Origin of the sequence: Nocardioides cavernaquae (assembly GCF_003600895.1) — a bacterium.
In the GTDB taxonomy this organism is placed as follows: domain Bacteria; phylum Actinomycetota; class Actinomycetes; order Propionibacteriales; family Nocardioidaceae; genus Nocardioides; species Nocardioides cavernaquae.
On record NZ_QYRP01000002.1, the window covers coordinates 418,094 to 444,205 of the forward strand.

Annotated in this window: 27 protein-coding genes, 1 rRNA gene, 1 other RNA gene and 1 riboswitch; of the genes, 6 read left to right on the plus strand and 23 right to left on the minus strand. The window is 68.8% G+C overall.

The genetic code is table 11. From position 1 onward, the window contains the following. Positions 1–6: 6 nt before the first annotated feature. From D4739_RS02150 to ftsE, 9 genes are all read right to left on the minus strand, one after another. Positions 7–480 (minus strand): C40 family peptidase, encoded by a 474-nt coding sequence (locus tag D4739_RS02150; protein WP_120059055.1) that lies wholly within the window; start codon positions 478–480, stop codon positions 7–9. Positions 481–485: 5 nt separating this feature from the next. Continuing rightward, positions 486–663: riboswitch (cyclic di-AMP (ydaO/yuaA leader) on the minus strand. Positions 664–831: 168 nt separating this feature from the next. Continuing rightward, positions 832–1,596, minus strand: a complete 765-nt coding sequence (locus D4739_RS02155) for an SDR family NAD(P)-dependent oxidoreductase (protein WP_120059056.1) — start codon at positions 1,594–1,596, stop codon at positions 832–834. A gap of 50 nt (positions 1,597–1,646) precedes the next feature. After that, positions 1,647–2,054 (minus strand): HIT family protein, encoded by a 408-nt coding sequence (locus D4739_RS02160; protein ID WP_120059057.1) that lies wholly within the window; start codon positions 2,052–2,054, stop codon positions 1,647–1,649. A gap of 128 nt (positions 2,055–2,182) precedes the next feature. Further along, positions 2,183–2,555: a transfer-messenger RNA gene (gene ssrA, locus D4739_RS02165) on the minus strand. Positions 2,556–2,633: 78 nt separating this feature from the next. Further along, complete coding sequence (locus tag D4739_RS02170) at positions 2,634–3,542, minus strand: amidohydrolase family protein (RefSeq protein ID WP_182920272.1); 909 nt, start codon at positions 3,540–3,542, stop codon at positions 2,634–2,636. A gap of 3 nt (positions 3,543–3,545) precedes the next feature. Beyond that, complete coding sequence (gene smpB / locus D4739_RS02175; protein ID WP_120059058.1) at positions 3,546–4,025, minus strand: SsrA-binding protein SmpB; 480 nt, start codon at positions 4,023–4,025, stop codon at positions 3,546–3,548. A gap of 68 nt (positions 4,026–4,093) precedes the next feature. Next, the gene (locus tag D4739_RS02180; protein WP_120059059.1) at positions 4,094–5,362 is read right to left on the minus strand and encodes a peptidoglycan DD-metalloendopeptidase family protein; all 1,269 of its coding nucleotides are present in this window, start codon (positions 5,360–5,362) and stop codon (positions 4,094–4,096) included. A gap of 53 nt (positions 5,363–5,415) precedes the next feature. Further along, positions 5,416–6,327 carry a permease-like cell division protein FtsX gene (gene ftsX, locus D4739_RS02185; RefSeq protein ID WP_120059060.1) on the minus strand — a complete coding sequence of 304 codons (912 nt, stop codon included), beginning with the start codon at positions 6,325–6,327 and terminating at the stop codon, positions 5,416–5,418. Positions 6,328–6,337: 10 nt separating this feature from the next. Continuing rightward, a complete protein-coding gene (gene ftsE, locus D4739_RS02190; protein WP_120059061.1) occupies positions 6,338–7,027 on the minus strand; it encodes a cell division ATP-binding protein FtsE in 690 nt (229 codons plus the stop codon). A 294-nt stretch (positions 7,028–7,321) separates the two neighbouring features. Here ftsE and D4739_RS02195 point away from each other — a divergent pair, with 294 nt between their 5' ends. After that, positions 7,322–7,813, plus strand: coding sequence for a hypothetical protein (locus tag D4739_RS02195; RefSeq protein WP_120059062.1), 492 nt, complete (start codon positions 7,322–7,324; stop codon positions 7,811–7,813). Between the two features lie 71 nt (positions 7,814–7,884). On the opposite strand, the gene D4739_RS02200 is transcribed toward D4739_RS02195, so the two are convergent. From D4739_RS02200 to D4739_RS02240, 9 genes are all read right to left on the minus strand, one after another. After that, positions 7,885–8,556: an alpha/beta fold hydrolase gene (locus D4739_RS02200; protein WP_120059063.1), complete on the minus strand. Its 672-nt coding sequence runs from the start codon at positions 8,554–8,556 to the stop codon at positions 7,885–7,887. 12 nt (positions 8,557–8,568) lie between these two features. Continuing rightward, complete coding sequence (prfB, locus tag D4739_RS02205) at positions 8,569–9,684, minus strand: peptide chain release factor 2 (RefSeq protein WP_120061677.1); 1,116 nt, start codon at positions 9,682–9,684, stop codon at positions 8,569–8,571. 180 nt (positions 9,685–9,864) lie between these two features. Further along, positions 9,865–10,299: a pilus assembly protein TadG-related protein gene (locus D4739_RS02210; RefSeq protein ID WP_120059064.1), complete on the minus strand. Its 435-nt coding sequence runs from the start codon at positions 10,297–10,299 to the stop codon at positions 9,865–9,867. Further along, positions 10,296–10,745 (minus strand): hypothetical protein, encoded by a 450-nt coding sequence (locus D4739_RS02215; protein WP_120059065.1) that lies wholly within the window; start codon positions 10,743–10,745, stop codon positions 10,296–10,298. Before D4739_RS02215 ends, D4739_RS02210 begins: the two co-directional genes overlap by 4 nt. After that, on the minus strand, positions 10,742–11,134 hold the full coding sequence (locus D4739_RS02220) for a TadE/TadG family type IV pilus assembly protein (RefSeq protein WP_120059066.1): 393 nt from the start codon (positions 11,132–11,134) through the stop codon (positions 10,742–10,744). Before D4739_RS02220 ends, D4739_RS02215 begins: the two co-directional genes overlap by 4 nt. Further along, the gene (locus tag D4739_RS02225) at positions 11,109–11,303 is read right to left on the minus strand and encodes a hypothetical protein (protein ID WP_274380459.1); all 195 of its coding nucleotides are present in this window, start codon (positions 11,301–11,303) and stop codon (positions 11,109–11,111) included. The genes D4739_RS02220 and D4739_RS02225 overlap by 26 nt, the downstream gene beginning before the upstream one ends. Before the next feature lie 24 nt (positions 11,304–11,327). After that, on the minus strand, positions 11,328–12,263 hold the full coding sequence (locus D4739_RS02230; RefSeq protein WP_120059067.1) for a type II secretion system F family protein: 936 nt from the start codon (positions 12,261–12,263) through the stop codon (positions 11,328–11,330). Continuing rightward, the gene (locus D4739_RS02235) at positions 12,260–13,111 is read right to left on the minus strand and encodes a type II secretion system F family protein (RefSeq protein WP_120059068.1); all 852 of its coding nucleotides are present in this window, start codon (positions 13,109–13,111) and stop codon (positions 12,260–12,262) included. The genes D4739_RS02230 and D4739_RS02235 overlap by 4 nt, the downstream gene beginning before the upstream one ends. A 1-nt stretch (position 13,112) precedes the next feature. After that, complete coding sequence (locus tag D4739_RS02240; protein ID WP_120059069.1) at positions 13,113–14,363, minus strand: TadA family conjugal transfer-associated ATPase; 1,251 nt, start codon at positions 14,361–14,363, stop codon at positions 13,113–13,115. Between the two features lie 155 nt (positions 14,364–14,518). Here D4739_RS02240 and D4739_RS02245 point away from each other — a divergent pair, with 155 nt between their 5' ends. Then, positions 14,519–15,271 carry a mechanosensitive ion channel family protein gene (locus tag D4739_RS02245; RefSeq protein ID WP_120059070.1) on the plus strand — a complete coding sequence of 251 codons (753 nt, stop codon included), beginning with the start codon at positions 14,519–14,521 and terminating at the stop codon, positions 15,269–15,271. Positions 15,272–15,367: 96 nt separating this feature from the next. Here the strand turns inward: D4739_RS02245 and ligD (D4739_RS02250) are convergent, their stop codons facing one another. Together ligD (D4739_RS02250) and ligD (D4739_RS02255) are read right to left on the minus strand one after the other, a co-directional pair. Continuing rightward, positions 15,368–16,273 (minus strand): non-homologous end-joining DNA ligase, encoded by a 906-nt coding sequence (gene ligD / locus D4739_RS02250; protein WP_120059071.1) that lies wholly within the window; start codon positions 16,271–16,273, stop codon positions 15,368–15,370. After that, the gene (ligD, locus tag D4739_RS02255; protein ID WP_238473474.1) at positions 16,270–17,202 is read right to left on the minus strand and encodes a non-homologous end-joining DNA ligase; all 933 of its coding nucleotides are present in this window, start codon (positions 17,200–17,202) and stop codon (positions 16,270–16,272) included. The genes ligD (D4739_RS02250) and ligD (D4739_RS02255) overlap by 4 nt, the downstream gene beginning before the upstream one ends. On the opposite strand from ligD (D4739_RS02255), the gene ku reads away from it, so the two are divergent. The 3 genes from ku (at position 17,201) to D4739_RS02270 (ending at position 19,567) form a co-directional block, all read left to right on the plus strand. Then, entirely contained in the window at positions 17,201–17,986 is a 786-nt protein-coding gene (gene ku / locus D4739_RS02260) for a non-homologous end joining protein Ku (protein ID WP_120059072.1), read from the plus strand. The two genes, ligD (D4739_RS02255) and ku, sit on opposite strands and share 2 nt — an antisense overlap. Before the next feature lie 104 nt (positions 17,987–18,090). Beyond that, positions 18,091–18,525 carry a hypothetical protein gene (locus D4739_RS02265; RefSeq protein ID WP_120059073.1) on the plus strand — a complete coding sequence of 145 codons (435 nt, stop codon included), beginning with the start codon at positions 18,091–18,093 and terminating at the stop codon, positions 18,523–18,525. Between the two features lie 76 nt (positions 18,526–18,601). After that, complete coding sequence (locus tag D4739_RS02270) at positions 18,602–19,567, plus strand: DMT family transporter (RefSeq protein ID WP_120059074.1); 966 nt, start codon at positions 18,602–18,604, stop codon at positions 19,565–19,567. Here D4739_RS02270 and D4739_RS02275 read toward each other — a convergent pair. Continuing rightward, positions 19,536–20,429 (minus strand): SDR family NAD(P)-dependent oxidoreductase, encoded by an 894-nt coding sequence (locus D4739_RS02275; RefSeq protein WP_238473475.1) that lies wholly within the window; start codon positions 20,427–20,429, stop codon positions 19,536–19,538. The genes D4739_RS02270 and D4739_RS02275 overlap by 32 nt on opposite strands. Further along, on the minus strand, positions 20,426–25,210 hold the full coding sequence (locus tag D4739_RS02280) for an NAD-glutamate dehydrogenase (RefSeq protein ID WP_238473476.1): 4,785 nt from the start codon (positions 25,208–25,210) through the stop codon (positions 20,426–20,428). Before D4739_RS02280 ends, D4739_RS02275 begins: the two co-directional genes overlap by 4 nt. A gap of 31 nt (positions 25,211–25,241) precedes the next feature. On the opposite strand from D4739_RS02280, the gene D4739_RS02285 reads away from it, so the two are divergent. After that, complete coding sequence (locus tag D4739_RS02285) at positions 25,242–25,739, plus strand: DUF2505 domain-containing protein (protein ID WP_120061681.1); 498 nt, start codon at positions 25,242–25,244, stop codon at positions 25,737–25,739. A gap of 141 nt (positions 25,740–25,880) precedes the next feature. Here the strand turns inward: D4739_RS02285 and rrf are convergent. Continuing rightward, a 5S ribosomal RNA gene (rrf, locus tag D4739_RS02290) occupies positions 25,881–25,997 on the minus strand. Positions 25,998–26,112: the final 115 nt, after the last annotated feature.

The window sequence follows — 26,112 nt, forward strand, 5'->3', positions numbered from 1 at the left end:
ACTCGATCAGCCGCGCAGCGTGTAGGCGGTCCACGAGGTCGTCCACGGCGTGCGGATGCTGACGCGCTTGCCGGAGCTCGGCGCGTCGAGCATCAGGACACGCCCGTCCTTGCGGCCGACGAAGATGCCGATGTGGCCGCTGAAGTACATGAGGTCGCCGGGGCGCAGGTTGGACTTGGAGATGCGACGGGCGTACGACGCCTGGCCGCTCGAGGTGCGCGGCACGGAGATGCCGGCCTTGCGCATCGAGTAGTAGATGAGGCCCGAGCAGTCGAACGCACCGGGACCGGCCGCGCCGTAGCGGTACGGGTCGCCGATCTGGTTCTTGGCGATGCGGAGACCGGTCGCGATCTTCTGCGAGCGAGTGAGGGCGTCGGCCTCAGGGGCAACGGCGACCTGGGTCAACGCGAGGCCGCTCATCATGAGCAGCAGGACGAACGGGAGCGCAAAAAAACTACGCATGCGAGAAATCGCAGGCATGGGGGTATTCCTTTCCCACGCCTGTGAGGTGAGCTGTCGGGTTAGAGCTGGAAAGTGCCCCGCCACCTAGGTGGCTTCACCCCGAGCGATCCGGAGACCGCGTGGAACCTGTGGGTCCCCCACTCCTGCCCAATGTCGATGACAAGGAACGCGACCGCGGGGCAGGACTCGGCGTACTCGGTCGCGCTGTGTTCAGTTGTTGGTCCAAAAACCGTAAGCGGACTCGGGTCTGTATTGCCAACTCAGACCGCTGATTTGGCATGTGATCTGGGTCCCGTGACGCAGGCAACCCGGCCCGCTGAGATCGGGCCGGGTTGCAAAACCGCAGGTCAGCAGCTGTTTTGGAGGCAATCAGTGGATCGCGGCGCCGCCACAGACGTTGAGCGTCTGCCCTGTGATGTACGACGCCTCGTCGCTGCAGAGGAACGCCGCGGCGGCCGCGATGTCCTCGGGATAGCCGATCCGGCGGACCGGGTTGTGCTCGGCGTTGAGCTTGAAGAACTCCTCCGGCTCGAGCTTGAGACGGCGGGCGGTGGCCTCGGTCATCTCGGTGACGATGAATCCGGGAGCGATCGCGTTGACGTTGATCCCGAAGGGGCCGAGCTCCATGCCGAGGGTGCGGGTGAAGCCCTGCACGCCAGCCTTCGCCGCCGAGTAGTTGGCCTGCCCGCGGTTGCCGTAGGACGAGATGCTGGAGAGGTTGAGCACCTTGCCGTAACGCTGTTCGGTGAAGACCTTCTGGGCAGCCTGGGTCATCAGGAACGGCCCACGCAGGTGGACGGCCATGACCGAGTCCCAGTCCGCGTCGGTCATCTTGAACAGCAGGTTGTCACGGGTGATGCCGGCGTTGTTGACCAGGATGTGCAGGCCACCGAGCTCCTCGACAGCGCGGGCAACAGCCGCTTCGGCCGACGGACGGTCCGCGACGTCGCAGCCGATGCCGACATGGGTCTGGGCTGCCTTCGGCAGCTTGGCGGCAGCCTCCGCGGCGTCGGCCTCGTTGAGGTCCACGATCGCGATCGCGGCACCTTCCTCGGCGAAGCGCTGGGCAATACCGAAACCGATGCCGCGTGCAGCACCCGTGATCAGTGCGACGCGGCCATCAAAACGACCCATGACTCATTCCTCCTGAAGACATTGGCGGGACCCCGTCGGGTAGCCCCGGGTCACTCTAGAACGGAGCGCAATCTGGCGGCGTACTCCCCCGGCTCGCCGGAGGCATAGCCGTGCCGCGGCCAGAAGAAGCCGCGCAGCCCGTCGCCCTTGGTGCGCGGCACGACGTGGCAGTGCAGGTGTGGCACCGACTGGGAGACGGTGTTGTTCATGGCCACGAAGGAGCCCTGCGCTCCGAGACCGTCGACCATCGCAGCAGCCAGCCGTTGCGCGGCAGCGAGGAACGGGTCGCGCAGCTCCGCCGGGAGGTCGGGCAGCGTGGCGTGGTGGGCCTTCGGGACCAGCAGCGTGTGCCCCTTGAAGACCGGCCGCCGGTCGAGGAACGCCACGAGCTCCTCTGTCTCGAGCACCACGTCAGCAGGGGTCTCCCCCGCGACGATCGAGCAGAAGATGCAGCCCACATGGCGACGCTAGATCAGGGTGAAGACTTTTCGTCAGCATGTGACCAAAAGTCTTCACCTGATCTCCTGTCGTGGAAATGCAGCTTGGCCCGGCGCACATGCGCCGGGCCAAGCTCAAGAGGGCTGTCTTGTGGAGCTGCGGGGAATCGAACCCCGGTCCTCGAGCGTCGATCCAGGTCTTCTACGGGTGTAGTCCGCGGTATGCGCTTTTCTCGGCCCCGGCGCTTGCACGGACACGTGCGCCGACGGGCTCAGTCGGGATTAAGTCCCGATCAACCCTCCCCACGGAAGTTGATCAGCAAGTCCTCTGAATGAGGCCAGGATCCGGGACGAGGACGGGTGCCCGGTCTGACCCTTCGATCACTGCTCAGGCAGCGAGAGCGAAGTCGTTGCGGTTTGAGTTGGCAACTATAGGTTTCCAGCGATCGTTAACGAGATAACGCTGGCTTCTCGACCCGCTTCCCCTGGAACTAACGTCCCAAGTCGAAACCGATCAGCCCCTCTTGAGTTTTCAAGCGTGTCGACCCTCAACGGCCGACTGCACCAGTCTACGTGCACGGGCCCACAGAAGCGGACCGGTTATCCGGCGCCGAACATCCGCGCACCGTTCTCCCAGCAGACCGCCCGCAACCATGCGTCACCCAGCTCGAGTCGTTCGAGCACGGCGACCTGGTGGGCATAGGGATACGGGATGTTCGGGAAGTCGGACCCGAAGAGCACCTTGTCCTGCAGTGCGGCCAGCCTCGGCAGGAGTACGCCGGGAAACCGGCCCGCTTCCTCGAAGAAGTCGGTGAAGACCATGGTCAGGTCGAGGTGGACCCGTTCGAACTGCTCGGCGAGGGCGAGGAACTCCTCCGACTCGGGGGCCCCGGCATGCGCGATCACCAGGCAGAGCCGGGGGTGGCGCCCGAGCAGCTCCTCGACCGGAGCGGGCCCCGTGTGCGCGCCCGGCATCGGTCCGGAGCCGGCGTGCAGGACGACCGGGGTGCCTGCCTCGGCCACCTGCGCCCACACGCGATCCAGCAGCGGGTCCAGCACCGAGAAGGCGCCGACCTGCACATGGACCTTGAAGATCTCCGTGCCTGCGGCGAGGCGCCGGGCGACGTACTCCTCCGCTGAGGGCTCCGGGTAGAACGTCGCGGACAGCAGCGAACCGGGGGTGCGGGCTGCGAAGCCTGTGCACCAGTCGTTGAGGAACTCGGCCATGTCTGGCTTGTGCGCGTAGGTCAGCGCCGGGAAGCGGCGTACGCCGAAGGAGCGGAGCGTGGCGACCAGCTCCTCCTCGTCCGAGCGGTAGCGGATCGGCCACGCACGCCCGATGAACGGCCCGGCCTGGTCGAACGCTGCACGGACCTTCTCGAAGACCCGCGGCGGGTGGAAGTGCGTGTGGACGTCGAACAGCCCCGGGACACCGAGCCTCGCGATGAAGGCGGGGAGGTCGGTGACGACGTAGTCCCGGTCGACCGATCCGGCGCCGGCTTCACACACCAGTCAGTCCTTGAAGCCCTTGAGACGACGCTGGACCGCCTGCTCCTTCTCACGGGTTGCCTGCTTCTCCGCAAGGCTGTGCCGCTTGTCGTACTCCTTCTTGCCTCGCGCGAGCGCGAGCTCCACCTTGGCCCGACCGTCCTTGAAGTACATCGAGAGCGGGATGAGCGTGTAGCCCTTGTCGGAGATCTTGCGCTCGATGCGGTCGATCTCGACCCGGTTGAGCAGCAGCTTGCGCCGGCGACGCGAGGCGTGGTTGGTCCACGTGCCCTGGGAGTACTCCGGGATGTGCACCTGCAGCAGGAACACCTCGCCGTTCTCGACCTCCGCGAACCCGTCGACGAGGGAGGCACGACCCTGGCGCAGCGACTTGACCTCGGTCCCCATCAGGGAGATCCCGGCTTCCCAGGTCTCCTCGATGTGGTAGTCGTGCCGCGCCTTGCGGTTCTGCGCGATGGGCTTGGTGCCCTGTTCCCTGGCCATTCGGCCATTCTCTCAGGAGCGGGCAATCAATTTGCCCACACCCATCACCTGCGCCGGCACATGCCGTGTCAGAGCCACTTCATGGGGTCGACGTTGACGCCGTTCTCCTTGACCGTGAAGTGGAGGTGGCAGCCGGTGGACCAGCCGGTCGACCCGACGTACCCGACGAGCTGGCCGCGGCTCACACGCTGCCCGACGGACACGACGTAGCGGATGGCGTGGCTGTAGCTCGTGCTCAGGCCGACACCCGCGTGTGCACCGTGGTCGATGTAGAGGTAGTTGCCCGACGGATCCCAGTCGCCGCCGCCCTTGGCGACGACAGTGCCGTTGGCCGAGGCGTACAGCTTCTGACCGCACGAAGCACCGAAGTCGACGCCGTTGTGCAGTCGCATGTCACCGAAGATCGGGTGGCGTCGGTAGCCGAACGGGGAGGTGATCGGCCCGTTCACCGGGTAGTCGAGGAATCCGCCGCGGTTGCCTCCGCCGCCCCCCTGGGCGAGCGCCTCCCGTGCACGGCGGGCGAGCTCCGCCGAGATGCGCTGCTCCTGCTTCTTCAGCCGGGCGACGATGGCACGGTCGTGACTGGCGATCCGGGAGGCGGCCGCCTGCGCGGAGCTCCGCTGCGACACCAGCGCCTTCACCTGCGCGGTCTGGGCAGCGGCCCGGTGCTCCAGCGCCTGCTTGGTCTTCAGGTTGGCGGCCGCCTGTGCGCGGTTCGTCGCGATCGTGACCTTGTGCTCCTCGACTGCTGCTTCCCGCTCGGCGAGCTGGCGCTCGGCCTCCTCCACCGCGTCGAGGACGGCGTTCTCACGGTTGCTGTAGGCCTCGTTGAAGGCGATGGCACGCGTCATGTCACCCGGGTCACCTGCCATCGCAATGGCGGCGAAGCCGATCAGGCGCGGATCCCCCTGCTCGTAGATCGAGGTCACGAGGTCAGCGAGCGCCTGCTTCTGCCGGGCCACATCCTCACGACCCTCGGCCAGCTGGACGCGCGCGGTCTCGAGCGCGGCGACCGCCTGGTCGAGCTGAGCCTGCATCTGCGCGTCCTTGGCGGCCGCGGCCGCGAGCTCCACCCGGGTGGCGTTGAGTGCCTTCTCGGCCTTCGCCAGCGACGCCTGCGCGGCGCGGAGCGACCGGGTCGCCTTGGCCAGGGCAGCGCTCGACTCGCCGAGGTCGTCGTTGGCGCCATTGATCTGGCGCTGGACGGACTTCTGCTTGTCCTTCAGGTCGTCGTCCTCCGCGGATGCGAAGGGTGCCCACAGCACCGCCGCGGTCACCAGCAGCGCGAGAAGCACTGCCAGGCGGCGGTGGTGGCCGGCGGGGAAGAGGGCTACCACGGGTGAAACCTTTGTTCGGGGAAGTGAACGCAATCGACGGTAGGTGACCGCGATCAGACTTTGAGGTATTTGCGCGTCAGCAGGAGTGTCGGAATCACGGTGAGGAGCGGTCCGATGATGGCGACCCACTGGATGGCCCACGCATAGTCGGTCCAGCCGATCCACGGCATGACCTGCAGCCGGGCGCCGACGCCCTCGGCGATCGCGAAGTACTCGAACGCCGCCAGCGCCACCGCCGACAGCGCGACACCAGCCACCGCAGTGACCAGGGCCTCGAGGAGGAACGGAAGCATGATGTAGAGGCTGCCGGCACCGACGAGCCGCATGATGCCGATCTCGCGGCGGCGGGCGTACGCCGTGAGGCGGATGGTGTTGGCGACCAGGAGAAGGGCGGCGAAGACGAGGAAGCCCGCGATGCCGAGCGCGCCCCACTTGAGTGCGTCGAGCGTCTGGAAGATCGGTCGCACCAGCGCACGGGAGTCACGGATGTTGTCGACGCCGTCGAGACCCTGGACAGCGCTGATGATGCCGTCGGCCTTGTCGCGCTGCTTCAGGTCGATCCAGACCGACTCGCGCAGGTTCTTCGGGCCGAAGTCGGGCGGGAGCTTGGTCTGGTACTGCTCGCCGAACAGCTCCTTGGTCTTCTTGAACGCCGTCTCCTGGGACTCGACGTGGAAAGCGGCGACCTCGGGGTTCTCGTCGACGACCTTGAGGATCGCGTCCTTCTGGGCGGGGCTCACCGTGCCGCTGCACGTGCTCGCCTTGGAGGCGTCGTTGCACATGAACACGACCACCTGGTTGATGTCACCGAAGTGCTCCTGCGCCTTCTGCGCCTGCGCCTGGAGGAGCGCCCCCAGACCGACCAGGGTCAGCGAGACGAAGAGGGTGAGGACCACCGCGACGTGCATGGAGACGTTGCGACGGAGGCCCTGCTTGAGCTCGGTGAAGACATGGGTCATCTGCATGAAGGGGCTCTCAGTTCTCGTTGCCGTAGACGCCGCGGGCCTCGTCACGCACGACGCGGCCGTGCTCGAGCTCGACCACGCGCTTGCGCATCTGGTCGACGATCCCGGCGTCGTGGGTGGCCATGATGACGGTGGTGCCGGTCCGGTTGATCCGGTCCAGCAGCTTCATGATGTCGAGGGAGGTGGTCGGGTCGAGGTTTCCGGTCGGCTCGTCGGCGATCAGGATCATCGGCCGGTTGACGAACGCGCGCGCAATGGCGACGCGCTGCTGCTCACCGCCAGAAAGCTCGTCGGGCATGCGGTCGGCCTTGTCGCCGAGGCCCACCAGCTCGAGAGTCTCAGGAACCAGCCGCTCGATCTCCGAGCGCGACTTGCCGATCACCTGCAGCGCGAAGGCGACGTTCTCCGCAACGGTCTTGTTCGACAGCAGGCGGAAGTCCTGGAAGACGGTGCCGATCTGGCGGCGCAGCCGCGGGATCTTCCAGCTCGCGAGCCGGTTGATCTGCTTGCCGGCGACGTAGACCCGTCCCTCCGTCGACTGGTACTCGCGCAGCACCAGGCGCAGGAACGTCGACTTGCCCGAGCCGGACGAACCGACAAGGAAGACGAACTCGCCCTTCTCGATGTCGACGGACACCTGATCGAGGGCGGCCTTGGTCTGGCCGGGATACGTCTTGCTGACCTTCTCGAAGCGGATCACTGGACGGAGTCTAGGTGAGCGGTGCACGCGATCCGGGGACCCGGCGTGTCGCCCCGGCACGCCCTAGGGTGTCCCCATGCAGCGGCTCGTGGCACATGACCGACGAACCGGACGACTCGTCCGAGCGCTGCGCGCCGCCCTTCCGGCCCTCGCTCTGGGCCTCGCGCTGGGGGGCTGCAACGACGCGACCCCGCGCACACCGGAAGCCGCCACACCGACCCCCTCGCGTCGTACGACGGCACCGCCGCCGCCGTCCAGCGGATCTCCTTCTGCACACGGGTCCCGACCGATGCGGTGGCCGCAGCGGTCGACGAGCCCGACGCCACCCGGCACTACGCCAACGGCGAGCTGTCGCCCGACACCGGGGACATCGCCCACGAGTACGGCTGCATCTTCGACGGAGAGACCGGCCTGACCGCCAAGGCCTGGGTCTTCGCTCCGCCGGTCACCCCGGATGAGGCGACGCGGCTCGTTGCCGAGGCCGGCAAGGTGCGCGGTTGCCAGCCTGTCGACCCGCACGACTTCGGGTCCCCCGCGGTGGGCACCTTGTGCCGCACCTCCACCACGACCACCGTCACCTACCGCGGCCTCTTCGGCGACGCGTGGCTCAGCTGCTCGATCACGGCCCCCGTCGCCAAGCCGGCGGACCAGCCCGCCTCTGGGGCAGCATCCACGGCAACGGCCGCTTCCGAGGCCGCACCCACCGCTGGCGTGCTGACGGGCAAGGCACTGACCGACCGCGCCGGCTCCTGGTGCGTCCAGGTCGCCACCACCGCCGCCTCCTGAACCATTCACACGGCGCAACCTTGGCGTCGACACGGCGCAACCTTGAGGTCGACACGGCGCAACTTGCGGGATCAGGCCGGGCGGAGCCACCCCAGCACGACATCCGCGAACTCCGAGGGCTCCCCCGCGTGCACGTGGTGGCCCGCCTCGATCGTGACCAGGTCACACTCGGGAATCACGCGCACCACCTCCGCAACCCGCTCGTCCGGGAGGTGCGACGCGGTGCCGCCGGAGACGACGAGGGTCGGCGCAGCGATCCTCGCAAGGTCTGCCCACGCTGAAGTGTCATGGGTCGAGGCCTCTGCCATGAGTGCCGGGACGGCGGCCCAGTCGAAGTCCAGCTCGCGTCCCGGTCGCTCCGGGATCGGACGCGTGCGCGGGAACGGCGGGATCACGTCCTCGATGACCAGCCGCCCGACGAGGTCGGGACGGTGCGCTGCGATGCGGAAGGCGACGCTGCCGCCCATCGAGTGCCCGACCAGCACGACACGCGTCAGCCCGAGGCGATCGAGCAGCCCCGTCACGTCGGCTTCGATGACGTCGTGGGAGTACACCCCCGGCCAGTCGCTGTCGCCGTGACCACGCAGGTCGACGGCGTACGTCGTGTGGTCGGCCGCCAGCGCCGGCCGCACCGGATCCCAGCCGGAGGCGCGCTCGCCGAGCCCGTGCAGCAGCACCATCGGCGGACCGTCACCTCGCACGTCGTACGCGAGGGTCACGCCACCAACGGCGATCCGCTCCATGCGGCGCGAGGATCAGGCAGTCTGCTCGACGCCGCCGCGACGCCAGCGGATGCCGGCCTCGAGGAAGTCGTCGATCTCGCCGTCGAGGACGGAGGACGGGTTGCCCGACTCCAGGCCGGTGCGCAGGTCCTTGACCAGCTGGTACGGGTTGAGGACGTAGTTGCGCATCTGGTCGCCCCAGCTCGCCTGGACGTCGCCCTTGAGGTCCTTCTTGAGCGCTGCTTCTTCAGCCTTCTTCAGGGCGAGGAGCTTGGCCTTCAGGACGACCATGGCGGAGGCCTTGTTCTGCAGCTGCGACTTCTCGTTCTGGCAGGACACGACCACGCCGGTGGGGATGTGCGTCAGGCGCACGGCCGAGTCGGTGGTGTTGACCGACTGGCCACCCGGGCCACCGGAGCGGAAGACGTCGGTGCGGATGTCGTTCTCGTCGACGTCGATCTCGTCGGTCTGCTCGAGCTGCGGGATGACCTCGACCGCGGCGAACGAGGTCTGGCGACGACCCTGGTTGTCGAAGGGGCTGATGCGCACGAGGCGGTGTGTGCCGGACTCGACGGACAGCGTGCCGTAGGCATAGGGGGCGCGCACGGCGAACTCGGCAGACTTGATGCCCGCCTCTTCCGCGTAGGAGACGTCGAAGACCTCGACGGGGTACTTGTTGCGCTCGGCCCAGCGGGTGTACATCCGCATGAGCTGCTCGGCAAAGTCGGCGGCGTCGACGCCACCGGCACCGGCACGGATCGAGACGATCGCCTCGCGGGCGTCGTACTCACCGTTGAGGAGCGTGCGGACCTCGAGCACCTCGACCGACTTCTTCAGTCGGACCAGCTCGCGCTCGGACTCCTCCAGCGTGTCGGCGTCGCCCTCGTCCTGCGCCATCTCGACCATCAGCGCGAGGTCGTCGATGCGGTCCGACAGGCCGGTGAACCGCTCGAGCTCACCGTTGAGCGTGGAGAGGCGTCCGGTCACCCGCTGCGCGTTGTCCTGGTCGTCCCACAGATCCGGCGCAGCCACCCGCTCGCTGAGGTCGGCGATCTCGCGACGCATCGCGTCCACGTCGAGCACCTGCTCGATCGTGTGCATGGTCGCCTGGAGCGTCTTGATCTCGGAGTCGAAGTCGGTGGTTGCCACGAGGGTCAAGGTTACGCCACACGTCCGGCTCGGCCCCAATGCGGCCGAGCGGTGCCTGCACGGGGCTCCGGAAATGGAAAGTCCCCGCAGAGGTCTCGGGTCCTCTGCGGGGACTGCGTCAATTGTGCGACAAATCTTGGGTGAAAACAGACAAACAGCGGCCAAAGTGGCGGAGGTCACTCACTGCCCCAGAACCACCGTCGCAGAGCCACTCGCTCCGACCCTGGTCGCGGTGATGCCGTCGACGCGGATCGGGAGGTCGAGAGGCGCCGTCAGCCTCACGATCACACGGTCCCCGACCACATCGACCGAGGCGGCGAGCCCCGGGTGATCGGCGTACGCACCGGTGGCGCGGAGGTGCTCGGCGACACTCTGCCGCGCAGTCTGCACATCAATGGGGACGTGGTCGTCCAGCCCGCCGTCGTACGCCGCGGCGCCTTGCAGCTGGTCAGCCCCGGCGAGTGCCGCCCCGTCGGCAAGCGTTGCGAGCGACTGCCGCGCGAGGTACGCCGCGGAGGCGTCCACCGTGACACCGGTCGCCATCAGAAGGATCAGCGCGAACCCGATGATCATCACGGTCACCTGACCGCTCTCCTCGCCACTGCGGTCACTCATGGCGACAGGTCCCGGTAGCGGCCGATCGGCACCCTGTGCTCGGCGCTCACGGCGAACGTCGGAGCATCTCCCCCGAGCGCCGGCGGCGACAGCGGCAGCGTCACCCGCGAACCGATCTGCACCACGATCGTCTTGCCGCGCGCATGACACGGCGGCGGCCCGGGCTGGCAGGTGATCGCCAGGTCGAACGGATGCCCGTCGAGTCCCTGGTCTGCCAGCGCGATGAGGGCAGCAGCTCGTGCCTGGCGAGCCCCCTCTGCATCCGTGTCTGCCAGTGCATAGGCACGGCCCGCGGCCCGCGACGCCGCAGCGACCCCGAACGCGCCGCGCTGGACATCGAAGACCGCGATCAGGACGTAGACGAGCGGGACCAGCAGGAGCATGCCGAGCCAGACGAACTCCACGAGCGCGCTGCCCTGCTCGTCACGGGACGTCCCCCGCCTCATGGTGACTCCTCGATCGCGTGCCCGTCGACGTCGAGCCGGACCGCAGGACCCCACAGGCCGAGGGGTGGGACATCGGCGATGACCCGCACCTCCACGGCCGGCCGACCATCGAGCACGACCTCTCGTGCGGTGACGCGTTGGGCGAACTGTCCGGAGACAGCTCCGGCGATCTGCTCGCGGGTCCGCGCCGCACCGTCAGCCGGCCCGCGGTCGGCCGTCGCGGCGAGCCGCGCGCCGTCCGAGGCTGCCGCGATCAGGGTGTTGCGGACGTGCAGGACCAGCGCGAGCTGAAGGATGCCCAGCACGAGCGGCAGCAGGACGACCGTCACCAGCACGAAGTCGACGATGGCCGACCCTGCTTCGTCAGCCCTGGACCTGTGACAACGCATCGTTCAGCATCTGCTGGAGCTCCGGCCCAGCGAACCTCCAGAGCATGGTGACCAGGCCGGCCGTCATGATCGTGACCAGCACCCAGCCCGGCACGTCCCCTCGCTCGTCGCGACGTCGACTGCACGTGAGGCTCACCCACAGGCGCCCCCACACCATCCACGTGTCCACCCGAGATTCCTTTCGTTGTGCCCCTCAGGGCGTCACCAGACTGAGCCCGACCACTCCGGGCCAGAACGCGAAGACGATCGTCACCGGCAGCACCAGGAAGACGACCGGGACCATCATCAGGACCTCCTTGCGGGCGCCTGCCTCAATCAGCTCCCGCCGCCCGGCCTCACGCACGTCAGCGGCCTGCGCATGCAGGACGTCTGCCAGCGGCGTGCCCCGCTCGACCGCCACCGCGATGCCCTCGGCGAACCGCGCCACCAAGGGGACGCCGGTGCGCGCGGCGAGCGTGTCGAAGGCCTGGCTGACCGGAGTGCCGGTCCGGACCTCGGAGAGGACCCGCGCCAGCTCACCCGACAACGCGCCACGGCTCCGCGCGACCACCCGGTCGAGGGCAGCGACCGGCCCTTCACCAGCCGCAACGGCCAGTGCCAGGAGCTCCGCCACCGCCGGAAACTCCAGCAGGAGGGCACGCTCACGGTCACGAACGCGCGCGGTGAGCCGCTGGTCGGCGAGGACGACCCCGCCTGCAAACCCGAGCCCGCACAGGACGAGGAGCGGGGCCACATCGCTCGCGCCGCCGCTCTGCCACGAGTCCAGCAGCCCGTATGTCGCGGCGAGGGCGAAGCCGACCAGCCCCCACACCACCTGTTGCACGCGGAAGTCCTGCACGGTCCGGTCCAGGCCGGCGCGCTCGAGTCGACGCCGCACGGACGGAGCACCGCCGAGCACCTGCTCCAGCCGCCGCGCGGCGTTGTGGAGCGCCGGCCCGAACACCGACCGCGCAGTGCCCGCCCCGACCGGCACCCTGACCGCCCACTCGGGCCGCGGGAGGTCCCGCAGGTAGGGCATGACCCGCACACCCAGGTCGAGACCGCGCAGGGCAACCAGGCGGAGGATGACCAGGAAGATGCCGGCACCGGCGACCCCGCCGATCAGAGCACCCACCATCGCGGGACTCACGCGAGGATCCTCTGCTCCGTCGGGAGCCGGCCGATGCGCATCATGAGCCGGTAGGCCACGACGCAGCACACGGCACCACCGAAGATCACGACAGCGCCGGCAGCTGACGAGTAGCGGGCAATGACGGCGGGCTGGAAGGAGAGAAGGAGAAGCACGACCCACGGCGCCGCCACCGCAAGGCGCGCACCAGCGATCGTCCAGGCCTGGCGCGACTCGAGCTCCGAGCGCGTGCGTGCGTCCTGGCGAAGGAACGACGAAAGATTGCGCAGGAGACGACCGAGATCGCCGCCACCCACCTCCCGCGCGATCCGCAGCGACTCCACGACGCGGTCGCCCACCGGATCCGAGAGGTGCGACTTGAGCCGGTCCAGGCTGTCGGCGAACCGGCCGCTCACCTGGTAGTCGAGCGCGAAGCGCGCGAAAGCCGGGCGCAACGACTCCGGGCCCCGCACCCCGAGTGCGCTCAGGGCCTCAGGCAGCGACATCCCGGCACGGACGGCGCTGGCCAGGTTGTCAACGGCCTCCGGCCAGACCTCGGCGAAGTCGCGCTGCCGCCGCCGCGCCCGACCAGCAACGATGGCGAGCGGGAGGTAGCCGGCGAGGACAGCGAACACGACGGCGACCGGCCACGCACGGGAGAGGGCCAGGAGTGCCGTCCCGGCGACGAGCGCGCAGGCGGCGCAGAGGAGGACAAGGCTCCGCGAGGACACCGCCGCCAGGCCGGCACGCGCGAGCAGCTGCTCCGTGCGACCGGCAGGGGCCTTGCGGGCGCTGGTGCGGGGCAGCGCGAACGCCGACCAGATCAGCAACAGGCCGATGCCTGCCCCCAGACCCAGGAGCACGCCCACGTCAGTGCCCTCCGAGCAGTGCGAGGACGTCGATGTTGGCCCGGCGATAGCGCTCGACATGAGGTGGCATGCCGCCGGTGGCACGCAGCCCGTGCTCATCACGGAGGAAGATCGGCTCGGTCTCGATCACGCCCTGCTCCACGCGTCCCGGGACCGCCACGATCTCGAGCGTGCGGCGCGCGCCCGACGCATCGATGCCGAGGTGGACGACGAGGTCGACGCTGCCGGCGACGGTGGGCGTCACAAACCCTGCGTGGACGTTGGGACCGGCCAGCAGGGGCAGGGCAGACAGCTTCGTCAGCGCATCTCGCGCGGAGTTGGCGTGGAGCGTGCACATGCCGGGCAGGCCTGAATTGAGCGCGAGGAGCATGTCGAGGCTCTCCTCTGCCCGGACCTCGCCGACGATGATGCGGCTGGGCCGCATGCGCAGCGACTCCTTGACCAGGGAGCGCAGCGTCACCTCCCCCGTCCCTTCGAGCCCGGCCTGGCGGGTCTGGAGAGGCACCCAGTCCGGGTGCGGAAACCGCAGCTCGAAGACCTCCTCAGCCGAGATCACGCGCTCGGTCCCGGGGATCGCGGCGGCGAGGCAGTTCAGGAAAGTGGTCTTGCCGGTCTGCGTGCCGCCGGCGACCAGGATGTTCAACCCCGCACGCACGCTGGCCTCGAGGAACGACGCGGCGTTGTGGCTGAGGCTGCCGAGGTCGACCAGGTCGCCGAGCCGGGTCGCCCGGAGTGTGTGCTTGCGGATGTTGACCGGCATGAAGCCGCGGGCGATGCCCTCGAGCACCACGTGCAGCCGGTTGCCGTCCGGGAGCATCGCGTCCACGAAGGGCTGGCTGAGGTCGATGCGACGCCCGCTCGACTTGAGCATGCGCTCGACGAGCTCGGCCACCTGGGTCCTGGTGAGGACGGTCGTCGTCAGCTCGTGTCGACCCTGCCTGGCGATGAAGACCTGACTTGGTTCGTTGATCCAGATCTCCTCGACCTCCGGGTCATCGAGGTAGGGCTGGAGGGGGCCGAAGCCAGCGACCCGCGCGACCAGCTCGCCGACCATGCGCTGCGGATCGGGCACCGGAACGACCTGGCCGGTGAGGCTGCGCTCATCGTGGGCACGCACCGCTTCCTCCGCGATCCGACGCACGAGAGCGGTCTCTTCCTGAGGGTCGACACCGTCCGCCCGGATGCGCTCTCGCACGCGCGCATCGAGCAGCTCGACGAGCGCTCCGTGCGCATCGGCGTACGCAACGACCATGGTGGATCCCCTGTCCCGAGTAGAGGTCTCCCGAGGAGTTCTACGCTCGCCGCACGACGCTTGGCAAGCACCAGTAGGCGGGCCCTGTGGACAAAGGGCGTGATAAGAAAGTGGAGGTAACTGTCCAGAGATGACTCCGCTCGGGAGGAAAATCCATGGCTACATCTGTTCACGCTGCCCTCACGCCGTTGGCGATCGATTGGCAGACACCCGTCAAGGACGGCCTCAGCTCCATCGCCACGTTCGTGCCGAAGCTGCTGATCTTCCTGTTGATCCTCTTCATCGCCTGGCTCATCGCCAAGGGCGTCGCGAAGTTCCTCGGACTCGTCCTCGGCCGGTTGGGGTTCAACGCGCTGCTCACCAAGGCCGGTGCTGACGACGTGCTCCGCGGAGCCCAGATCGAGCCGATCGGCCTGATCACGAAACTCGCCTACTACTTCATCCTGCTGATCGGCCTGCAGCTCGCGCTGTCGGCGTTCGGCCCCACCAACCCGGTCAGCCAGCTGGTCGACAAGATCGTGCTGTGGCTGCCGCAGGCGTTCGTCGCGATCGTCATCGTGATCATCGCCGGCGCCGTCGCCAACGCGGTCAAGGACCTGCTGGCTGCCAGCCTGGGCGGCGTGTCCTACGGCGGCCTGCTGGCCAAGATCGTCGGCGGCTTCATCGTCGCCCTCGGTGTCATCGCGGCGCTCAACCAGATCGGCATCGGCACCTCGGTCACCCTGCCCGTGCTGATCACGGTCCTCGCGACTGTCGGCGGCATTCTCGTCGTCGGCGTCGGCGGCGGGCTGATCGGACCGATGCGTTCACGCTGGGAGGGCTGGCTCACCCAGATCTCCGCAGACGCGGCGGCCTCGGGCCAGCAGGGCCAGCACGCCAACAGCTCCTACGAGCCGACCACGTTCTGAACGGTCTGATCTGACAGCACGACACGCACAACCAAGCACTGCCGGCCGTCTGGGGACTGATCCCGGGCGGCCGTCGGTGTCTGTGCCGCTCGAGGCTCAGGCGAAGAGGTCGCCGTGCTCGGCCACCCGGGCAAGCACCTCGGTGAAGCTGAACTGCTCCAGCGCGAAGGGGTCCTCCGACCCCGCCTCGACCTCGGCCCACGTCACCGGCGTTGCCACGGTCGGCCGCTCCCGTCCGCGCAACGAGTACGGCGCCACCGTGGTCTTCGAGCCGGCGTTCTGCGACCAGTCGAGGAAGATCTTCCCCGCCCGACGCGCCTTCGTCATGGTGGCGGTGACCAGCTTCGGGTGCTCCTCCTGGAGCGCCTCGGCAATCTCCTTCGCGAGTGCGGTCGTGCCGTCGGGGTCGAGGTCGCCCGGCAGCGCGGCGTACAGGTGCAGGCCCTTGGAGCCACTCGTCACCGGGCGTACGTCGAGGCCACGATCGCCGAGCGCCGACCGGACCAGCAGGGCCACCTCGCAGCACTGCATCAGACCGGCACCATCGCCCGGGTCGAGGTCCACCACCAGTCGGTCAGGGTTCTCCGGCACCCCGTCCGTCGAGACACGCCACTGGTGGACGTGCAGCTCGAGCGAGGCCAGGTTGGCCAGGTAGACCAGCGGCGCCAGGCCGTCGATGATCGGGAACCGCAGCTCGCCCGCGTCACCACTCGCGGTCCGCGAGCCGGTGGTCGGAACCGTCGCAGTGCGCAGCCAGCGCGGGGCACCGGCGGGCGCGTTCTTCTCGAAGAAGCTCTTGTCCTGGACCCCGTGTGGCCAGCGGATCCGGGTCACCGCGCGGTTGGCGATGTGCGGCAGCAGCACCGGCGCGATCTGGACGTAGTAGTTGAGCACCTCGCCCTTGGTCGTGCCCGTGACCGGATAGAGGACCTTGTCGAGGTTGCTCAGCGTCAGACGGTGCCCGTCGACCTCGGTGACGACCTCGGTGCCGGCCGGGCTCACGACTGCCCCTCCAGGTCCGCGGGGGTGAGGTCGCTCCGCGTCCCTCGGTATGACGGCTGCCGGAGCCGGCCGTCGTGGGTGACGCCCAGTGACTCGACGTCGACGACCACGACCGGCTCGACCCAGTGGGTGCCGACCGCATCGGTCTTGGCGATCGGGGTGACGAACGGACTGTCCGCCCGGGCGATGGCTCCGAGCAGTGGCAGCAGCGACACCCCCGCGCGGCCGGCCAGCCCGCTGCCCACCCGGCCACGGAAGACGAGCCCCTCGGGGGTCGGCTCCCCCACCAGCAAGGCGCCGAGCCGTGCATCGCTGCCCTTCTCGCCACGCCAGCCACCGATGACGACCGACCGCCGCGGGCGATGCGGGAACTTCAGCCACTCGCGGCTGCGCACCCCCGGCCGGTACGCCGCGGAGCGCCGCTTCGACACGATCCCCTCAAGCCCCTGGGCGGCCGTGGCCTCCAGCAACAGCTCGCCGTCGTCGTACGTCGCGGGGACGACCCAGTGTTCGTCGCCGAGGTGGAGCGCCTCGAGCTCGGCGCGGCGTTCGTGCCAGGGCAGCGGCATCAGGTCACGGCCGTCGAGCGCCAGCAGGTCGAAGACGTAGAGCCTGGCCTGACCACCGCGCTGAAGGGCGCCGAAGGTGGGGCGACCGACGTCGTCAGGCGCCGCCAGCTCGCCGTCCAGCAGCATCGTGCGGCCGAGCGACGACAGCGCGGCGAGCTGCGGAAACTCGCGGGTCCGCTCGTTGCCGTTGCGGGTGAAGACCTGCAACCCCGTGGGCCCGACGTCCACGATGGACCGGATGCCATCCCACTTGATCTCGTGCACCCAGTCGGACCCCTCGGGCACACGGTCGCCCTTGGTCGCGAGCATGGGCGGCACGAACGGCATGGGCATCATCTTGTCGGATACCGTGGAACACATGCGCGCAATCTGGAAGGGAGCCGTCTCCTTCGGCCTGGTCAGCGTGCCGGTGAAGCTGTACGCCGCGACCGAGAGCCACGACGTCAGCTTCCGGCAGGTCCATGCCAAGGACGGCGGCCGGATCCGCTACCAGCGGATCTGCTCGCTCGACGGCGAAGAGGTGCCCTACGCCGACATCGCCAAGGGCTATGAGACCGAGGACGGCGAGATGGTCATCCTCACCGAGGACGACCTCGCCGAGCTGCCCTCGGCGTCCAGCCGCGAGATCGCGGTCGAGAAGTTCGTGCCGAGCGACCAGATCGACCCGATGCTCTTCGAGAAGAGCTACTACCTCGAGCCGGAGAAGACCGGCACGAAGCCCTACGCCCTGCTGCGCCAGGCGCTTCTCGCCGCGGACCGCATGGCCGTGGTCACCGTCGCGCTGCGCCAGCGCACCACCCCTGCCGTCCTGCGCGTCCGTGACGACGTGATCGTCATGCAGACCATGATGTGGCCCGACGAGATCCGCACCCCGGACTTCACCGTCGAGTCCGGCGAGGTCAAGGCCGCCGAGGTGAAGATGGCGAAGATGCTCGTCGAGACGCTGGCCGGCGACTTCGATCCGGCCGAGTTCGAGGACGACTACGCCGGTGCTGTCGAGGCCGTCGTGAAGGCGAAGATCGAGGGCGGCGAGGTCACGCGCACCGAGACCTCCACCAAGTCCGCCGGAGAGGTCGTCGACCTGCTCGCTGCACTGCAGCAGTCGGTTGAGGCCGCCAAGCAGGCGCGCGGCGAAGCCAGCTGACCCGAGGGTTCCAGGACTGGGGCACCCGAGGTCCGCGCGGGTGATGCGGCGCGCCGGAACAGATCGGGACGATGGGCCGACATCCCCCTCCGAAAGGTCCGACCATGGCATCCCTTCGCCCCCGCACCCTCGGGGCCGGCCTCCTGCTGGCCGCAACACCTCTCGCCCTTGCCGCTCCCGCCCAGGCCGACCCGAGTGGCGAGACCTTCTCCCTCGCCTGCGACAACGGCGTGAGCTACACCGTGATCACCGCAGGCAACGGCGACTTCACGCCCGCTCACGACACTGCGTCCAACACGACGTTCGTGCCGACCAGCTTCGGCGAGTTCCACGGAGAGGTGACCAACGCCGAGACAGGCGAGCTGATCGAGGAGTTCACCGAGCCGCCCGCAACGAAGGGCAACTCCGAGAAGCAGCGTGGCACGTCCCTCACGTGCACCTTCTCGTTCAGCGGCAACGAGTTCGTGCCCGAGCTCGGCATCACCGTCCACTTCGAGGGCGGCGGCAGCGTCAGCGGCTTCTCGACGCCGGCCCGCTGATCACGGTCCGGTCACAGGCTCTCGCCGGGCCCGATATTGGGATGACGCAAGCGTCCGGGCCGGTCATGCTGACTCCGTGACGACTGCAGCAGCACCCGGGACCAGTCAGCCCACCCCTGTCGTGCCCGTGCGGACCTGGCTGCCGTGGCTGGTCGGCCTGGCCGCCATCTGGGGCTGCAGCTTCCTGTTCATCAGCGTCGGCGTCCGTGAGCTGCACCCGACCTACGTCACCCTCGGCCGGGTCGCCTCTGGCGCGATCGTGGTCACCATCCTCCTGTACCTGACCAAGGGAAGGCTCCCCCGCGACCCGATCACCTGGGCGCACCTGGCGGTGCCCGGGCTGCTGACGGCGTTCGCCTTCACCCTGTTCGGCTACGGCGAGCGCCACATCCCCAGCCTCCTCGCCGGCATCTGGAACGGGACGACACCCCTGATCACGCTTCCTGCTGCCGTGCTGCTCTTCCGCACCGAGCGCTTCAGCCTGATCAAGGTGGTCGGGCTGGCGCTCGGGTTCGCCGGCACGCTCGTGGTGCTCGGCGCCTGGCACGGCCTGGGCGGGGCCGAGTTCACAGGTCAGCTGCTCTGCTTCGTGGCCGCTGTCTGCTACGGCATCGCCATCCCCTACCAGCAGCGCTTCGTGAACCCGCGGGTCTCCTCCGACCTCGCGATCAGCGCCGGGACCCTGCTCTGTGCGACCGCGGCGATGCTCGTGGTCGCACCGCTGGTCGCCGGGGCGCCACCGTCTCCTGCCGACCTTTCACCCGAGGTCATCGGATCGGTGCTCGCGCTGGGCGCGATCGGCACCGGCCTCGCGCTGGCCATCCACGCCCGCAACATCCGCTGGGTCGGCGGCAGCACTGCGTCGTACGTGACCTATCTGAGCCCGCTGTTCGCGATCGTGGTCGGCATGATCGTGCTCGGCGAGGAACCGCGCTGGTACCAGCCGGTCGGTGGTGCCGTCGTCCTGCTCGGCGTCGCGATCGCCCAGGGCCGCTTCCGCCGGTCACGGGTCAGGTCCGTGACGCCCGTCCCGGCCGGCTGACGTCCCCACGAGCCGCAGCGGAGTCGCCGAACGCCTTGTGCGCGATCGCCATGGCGAGGTCCGTGGCGCGCGGGGCGATGATGTTGAGCACCTCGGCGACGTCGGCGACATGGGTGTTGACGGTGAGCGGCCGGTCCTCCAGCGCACGCACCACCCGCTCCGCGGCATGCTCGGCAGTCTCCCCGCGCGCGGAGTAGGCCTCCGTTGGCGCAGTCATCGGCGTCTGCACGAGTGAGACCCTCATGTTCGTGAAGGTCACGTTGTCGAAGAACGCCTCGCGGCCCGCGATACGGGAGAACGTGTCCAGCGCCGTCTTGGAAGCGATGTACGGCGCGAACTTGGGCGCCTTGATCTGGATGCCCCAGGTCACGATGTTCACGACGTGGCCGAACCGCTGCGAGCGCATCGCCGGCAGCAGGCCCATCGTCAGTCGGACCGGCCCGAAGTAGTTGACCGCCATGGTCCGCTCCACGTCGTGGAAGCGGTCGTAGGACAGGTCGAGGGAGCGCCGGATCGATCGGCCGGCGTTGTTGACCAGGTAGTCCACCGCTCCGTGCTCGGCCAGCAACCGGACCACCAGGGCGTCAACGGCGGCGCCGTCGGTGAGGTCGCAGGTGTAGACCTCGGCGACGCCACCGTCCTCCTCGATCGCGATCCGGACCCGCTCGAGCGCCTGGGCGCGGCGGGCGACGAGAAGCACCCGAGCGCCGCGACGCGCCACGGCGTGGGCGGTGGCCTCGCCGATGCCGGAGGAGGCGCCGGTGATCAGCACCGTGTGCCCCGCTAGGGGGCTCGGGAGGCCGGTCACCCGGCGTACGACGCGACCGAGGACCGCACGCGGGGTCTGGAGGATGAGGATCACGAGAGCAAGCCTCGCACGACCCGCAGCGCGACGGACATGCGCGCGATGTCTGCGCTGTCGTCCGCGCAGATCTCCTCGAGCGTCTGTGTGGCGCGCGCGACGACCGCGGCCTCGGATTCCTCCCAGACCGAGACCCGCACAGGGGCCGGATCCGTCGCACTCGTCGCCTCGAGCACCTGGGCAGTGAGGGTGGTGTGAACCGCGTAGAGGTCGTCGCGCAGGGCGGCACGCGCCATCGTCTGCCACCGGTCCTCACGCGGAAGACTGAGGATCCTTCCGACGACGAGGGGAAGCCCGAGGCGCTCGCCCAGGGCGAAGTGCACCCGCGCGACCTCGAGCGGGTCGACGCCCTCCCGATCCGCGGTCTCGACGATCCCGAGCAGCATGTCCGCGGCGGGGAGCACCGCCACGCGGCTGGCCAGCTCCTCCGGGACACCCTCGTCACGGAGCGCCGCAAGCCGGGCCTGGTACGCCGCCAGCCCGCGACCACCGAGCAACCCGGGGAGCTCGGCCAGGACCGTCCGGACCCGCTCGCCGAAGAAGTCGACAGTCGCCTCACTCTCCAGGGGTGGCCGCCGCGTGGTCACCAGCCAGCGCGAGGTGCGCTCCACGAGAGTGCGCATCTCGATGCGCATGCGCGTCTGCACCGCTGCGGCGAGCCGGTTGTCCCAGCCGGCGATCTCGGTGCGCAGCTCCAGCGACCCGAAGATCTCGCGGGCGATGAAGTTCGCGCGCGTCAGCTCCGCAGCCGATGCCCCGGTCTCCCCGGACAACCGCGGCCAGAACGTGATGCCGGCTCCGTTGACGAGGTCGTTGACGACCTGGGTCACCACGATCTCGCGGCGCAGCGGGTGCTGCTCGATCCGGTCGCTGTACTCCTCACGCATCCGGGCCGGGAAGTAGCCCACGAGGTCGCTGCGCAGGAACGGGTCATCCGGGAGATCACTGTCGATCAGCTCTCGCGCGAGCACGATCTTCGTCCACGCCATCAGCACCGCAAGCTCCGGCGTGGTCAGTGCTTCCTTGCGCTCCAGGCGGCGGCGCATCTCGGCGCGGGACGGCAGTCCCTCGACCTCCCGGACGAGTACGCCGCGCCGCTCGAGCTCGCGCATCCAGTCCTCGTGCACGTGCAACAGCGCCCGGGCATGTGCCGCAGCGTTGGCGAGGGCGAGGTTCTGCTCGTCGTTGTCGCGCAGGACCAGGGCCGCGACCTCGTCAGTCATCGCGACGAGCAGCTGGTTGCGGTGCTTGCCGGTCAGGTCACCGTCAAGGACGGCCTGATCGAGCAGGATCTTGATGTTGACCTCGTGGTCGGAGGTGTCCACCCCAGCGGAGTTGTCGATGAAGTCCGTGTTGATCCGGCCTCCCTCCGCGGCGTACTCGATCCGGCCGAGCTGGGTGAGGCCGAGGTTGCCGCCTTCGCCGACGCAGCGCGCGCGCAGCTCCCCGCCGTCGATGCGGATCGGATCATTCGCCTTGTCACCGGCTGCCGCCTGCGACTCGGAGGCCCCCTTCACGTAGGTGCCGATGCCGCCGTTCCAGAGCAGGTCGACCGGCGCCTGCAGGATGGCCTTCATCAGCTCCGCGGGCGTGAGTGTCGCGACCTCGGCGTCGAGGTCGAGGACCGCCGCGACCTCCGGGCTGATCGGGATCTTCTTGAGCTGCCGCGACCACACCCCACCCCCGGGGGAGAGCAGCGACCGGTCGTAGTCCTGCCACGAGGACCGGGGAAGCGCGAACAGCCGCTGCCGCTCGGCGTAGGACACGGCCGCGTCCGGCGTGGGGTCCAGGAAGATGTCGCGGTGGTCGAACGCCGCCACGAGACGGGTGGTCGGCGAGCAGAGCATGCCGTTGCCGAACACGTCGCCCGACATGTCCCCGATGCCGACCGCGGTGAACTCCTCGGTCTGGCAGTCGATGCCCATCTCCCGGAAGTGCCGTTGCACGGACACCCAGGCGCCTCGCGCGGTGATGCCCATGGCCTTGTGGTCGTAGCCGACGGATCCACCCGAGGCGAAGGCATCACCGAGCCAGAATCCGTAGTCGGCCGCGATCCCGTTCGCGATGTCGGAGAAGGTGGCCGTGCCCTTGTCCGCGGCGACGACGAGGTAGGCATCGTCGCCGTCGTGGCGCACCACGCCGTCGGGCGGCACGATCTCCCCACCGACCAAGTTGTCCGTGAGGTCGAGGAGCCCGGAAATGAACGTGCGGTAGCTGGCGATGCCCTCCGCCAGCCACGCCTCGCGGTCCGATCCGTCGGGCAGCTGCTTGGCGTAGAAACCGCCCTTCGCGCCCACCGGCACGATCACGGTGTTCTTGACCATCTGTGCCTTCACCAGCCCGAGCACTTCGGTGCGGAAGTCGTCGCGCCGGTCCGACCAGCGCAGACCCCCGCGCGCCACCGGTCCGAACCGAAGGTGAACACCCTCGACCCGGGGCGAGTAGACGAAGATCTCGAAGCTGGGTCGCGGTTCCGGTAGCTCGGGGATCGCGGAGGGATCGAGCTTGAGCGCGAGGCAGGGTCGACGGCTGCCGTCGGCGGTGGGCACGAAGAAGTTGGTGCGCAGGGTCGCCCGGATCAGGGTCAGGTACGAGCGCAGGATCCGGTCGTGGTCGAGGCGTACGACGTCATCCAGCGCGGACTCGATCCGCTCCAGGAGCTGCTCCTGTGCGCGATCCCGGTCCGGCGCGGCCGGGTCGAAACGCGCCTCGAAGAGCTGGATGAGGAGTCGCGCGAGGCCGACGTTCTGTCGCAACGCGTCCTCGAGGGTCTCCGGAGAGAACGGAGTGCCGCCCTGTCGCAGGTAGCGCGCGTAGGCGCGCAGGATGCTCGCTTGCCGCCAGCTCAGTCCCGCTGCCAGGACCAGCGCGTTGAAACCGTCGACTTCGCAGCTGCCGTCCCAGATCGCGCGGAGCGCCTCCTCGAGGAGTGCCCGGGACTCGTCCGACACATCGCCGGCACGGCGCAGCCCGAACTCGTAGATGGAGGTACGCCGCGGCAGCCCGGCGAGCTCGTAGGGACGCTCGTCCACCACCTCGACGCCGAGCGAGCTCAGCATCGGCAGCACCGCACTGAGTGAGAGCGGCGGGCCCACGCGGTAGACCTTCAGGCGCGTCTCCCCCGGAGCCGAACCCACACGGTCATGCACGGCAAGGTCGAGACCCTGCTCCCCGCTGATCACTTCGAGACGGCCCAGGTCGACCGCGGCCGCGCGAGCGGAGAAGTCCTCCTTGTAGCCCTGCGGGAAGGCGCGTTGGTAGCGCCGGACCAGCGACGCGCCGGCAGCCTCGCCGTACTCGGCTGTCACCGAGGTCACGAAGTCGTCGTCCCAGGAGCGAGCGGCCTCCACGAGGAGCCGTTCCAGCGCGGCGATGTCCACGTCCGGAAGCTCTGCCCCCGCAGGGGGCCGCGCGACGAAGTGCACCTGCGCCATGGGCGACTCCCCCACCCGCGCGGCGTACTCGAGCGTCTCGGCTCCGAGATGCTCACGCAGCAGCGCCGCGAAGCGTTCCCGCACCATCGTGTTGTAGCGGTCGCGCGGCATGTAGATCAGGCACGAGAGATAGCGGTGATAGGCGTCCGGGTGCACGAAGAGCCGCAGTCGGCGCCGTTCGCGCGCGTGCATGACTGCCTCGGCGATGACCGCGAGGTCACGGACCGGAGTCTGGAAGAGCTCGTCACGCGGGTAGCTCTCCATCGTGTCCAGAAGAGCCTTGCCGGCATGGCTGTGCTCGTCGAACCCGACCTCGGCCAGAACGGCAGCCGCCTTCTCCGCCAGCACCGGGATGCGGCGCACCGATTCGGTGTAGGCGGCGGAGGACCACAGACCCAGGAAGCGGCGCTCCCCCACGACCTCACCACCGCTGTCGTAGACCTTCACCCCGACATAGTCGAGGTATGCGGGCCGGTGCACGGTCGAGCGGGAGTTGGCCTTCGCCAACACGAGCAGGACCTTCTCCCGCGCCTTCGCACGGACAAGTGGCGGCAGCTTCGGGAACGAGTTGGCTCCGCGGTCGCCGCCGGCCTGGCCACTCTCGCGCTCGGTGCGCGCGCGGAGGATCCCCAGCCCGGTCCCGGGAACCACCCGAAGCACGTCGTCCTCGCCGAGGCGGTACTCCCGGTACCCCAGGAAGGTGAAGTGGTCGTCGGCCAGCCACTCGAGCAACGCCCGGCCCTCGCGTAGCTCCTCCTCGGGCACCGGTGGCGGCGAGGTCTCCAGCTGCGCCACCACATCGTCAGCCTGGTCGCGCATCGCCACCCAGTCCTCAACGGCAGCACGCACGTCGCCGAGAACGCGCTGAACATCGGCCTCGAGCTTGCGGAGCACGGGCAGGTCAGCTGCCGTCCGCGGGATCTCCAGATGCATCCAGGACTCCCGGTGCCAACCGGAACCCGGCTCCCTGCGGTCATCCACCACCTCGACCGACCGCAGGTGCCCCTCGTCGTCCCGTTCCACGTCGAAGCGCGGGTGAACTACGAGCTGCACGTCGTGATGGAGCCTGGCGAGCTCCACGACGACCGAGTCCACGAGGAACGGCATGTCGTCCGTGACGACCTCCACGACCGTGTGACCGGCAGCGGACCAGCCATCGTCCTGCACGGTAGGAGTGTGCACGCGAACGCAGGCGGTGCCCCGCACGCGCACGGCGGCAAGCCTGCGATGACTGGCCCAGGCCCCCACGAGGTCGTCCTCGTCACGCTCCGCGAGATCCTCCGGAGCCACATGGCGGAAGTACGCCGCAAGCAGGCCGTCGTCCGTGCCCTCATGGGTGTGATGCACGCCTCTCAACATAGCCCGATAGTCTCCGGCCATGGCAACGACCATCAACGAAACCCTTACCTACCCCGGTGCCACCGTCGCCCAGGTGGCCGCGCTCGCGACCGATCCGGACTTCCGCGCCGCGGTCGCGTCCTACCAGCACGCCCTGCGCAGCGAGGTGACCGTGACGCCCGCGGGCAACGGACAGCACGTCCGCTTCGAGTACGCCCACGGCACCGACCGTGTTCCCTCGTTCGCCAAGAAGCTCGTCGGCGACGAGATCCCGATCATCCAGGAAGAGTCCTGGACCACCCCCACGCATGCCGACCTCGTGGTCACCATCCCGGGCAAGCCCGGTGACATGAAGGGCACAGCAGACATCGAGCAGCGCGGCGACGATGTCGTCCAGGTCGTGAAGCTCACGATCAAGGTCAGCATTCCGCTTCTCGGCGGCAAGATCGAAGACCTGATCGCTGGCTTGTTGAGCAAGGCCATGCGGGCCGAGAACAAGGTCGGCATCAAGTGGCTTGCCGGAGAATGGCAGTCCTGATTCCACGACTTCGCTCACGGCGCTCGCCCCTTGGGGCGGGCGCCGTCTTCATTCTCCGCGGGTTGTCCGCTGAGGCAGCCAGAAAACGTCTTGAAATGGCACAAGGGGCACCAGTTTCCTGGTGCCCCTTGGCTAATAATTGTCCGGCGACGTCCTACTCTCCCACAACCTCTCGGTTGCAGTACCATCGGCGCTGAAAGGCTTAACTTCCGGGTTCGGAATGGAGCCGGGTGTTTCCCTAACGCTATGGCCGCCGAAACTCTATGGAGTTATTTGGTCGTGTCTTCCCAACCAGGCTCCGCAACGCACTACCCAAACGTGTTGGGTGGTGATTGTGGAGTCTGTTGTGGTTGGGTTCCCGACCGTAACTCGG

What these genes read in the sequence shown, in the direction of transcription:
- D4739_RS02265 (WP_120059073.1), top strand. Translation starts at nt 18,091, where the DNA reads ATGGCATCCCTTCGCCCCCGCACCCTCGGGGCCGGCCTCCTGCTGGCC.
- ku (WP_120059072.1), top strand. Translation starts at nt 17,201, where the DNA reads ATGCGCGCAATCTGGAAGGGAGCCGTCTCCTTCGGCCTGGTCAGCGTG.
- D4739_RS02215 (WP_120059065.1), bottom strand. Translation starts at nt 10,745, where the DNA reads ATGAGGCGGGGGACGTCCCGTGACGAGCAGGGCAGCGCGCTCGTGGAG.
- D4739_RS02220 (WP_120059066.1), bottom strand. Translation starts at nt 11,134, where the DNA reads ATGCGTTGTCACAGGTCCAGGGCTGACGAAGCAGGGTCGGCCATCGTC.
- ligD (WP_238473474.1), bottom strand. Translation starts at nt 17,202, where the DNA reads ATGTGTTCCACGGTATCCGACAAGATGATGCCCATGCCGTTCGTGCCG.
- D4739_RS02285 (WP_120061681.1), top strand. Translation starts at nt 25,242, where the DNA reads ATGGCAACGACCATCAACGAAACCCTTACCTACCCCGGTGCCACCGTC.
- ftsX (WP_120059060.1), bottom strand. Translation starts at nt 6,327, where the DNA reads ATGCAGATGACCCATGTCTTCACCGAGCTCAAGCAGGGCCTCCGTCGC.
- D4739_RS02245 (WP_120059070.1), top strand. Translation starts at nt 14,519, where the DNA reads ATGGCTACATCTGTTCACGCTGCCCTCACGCCGTTGGCGATCGATTGG.
- D4739_RS02155 (WP_120059056.1), bottom strand. Translation starts at nt 1,596, where the DNA reads ATGGGTCGTTTTGATGGCCGCGTCGCACTGATCACGGGTGCTGCACGC.
- D4739_RS02200 (WP_120059063.1), bottom strand. Translation starts at nt 8,556, where the DNA reads ATGGAGCGGATCGCCGTTGGTGGCGTGACCCTCGCGTACGACGTGCGA.
- D4739_RS02150 (WP_120059055.1), bottom strand. Translation starts at nt 480, where the DNA reads ATGCCTGCGATTTCTCGCATGCGTAGTTTTTTTGCGCTCCCGTTCGTC.
- D4739_RS02210 (WP_120059064.1), bottom strand. Translation starts at nt 10,299, where the DNA reads ATGAGTGACCGCAGTGGCGAGGAGAGCGGTCAGGTGACCGTGATGATC.
- D4739_RS02240 (WP_120059069.1), bottom strand. Translation starts at nt 14,363, where the DNA reads ATGGTCGTTGCGTACGCCGATGCGCACGGAGCGCTCGTCGAGCTGCTC.
- smpB (WP_120059058.1), bottom strand. Translation starts at nt 4,025, where the DNA reads ATGGCCAGGGAACAGGGCACCAAGCCCATCGCGCAGAACCGCAAGGCG.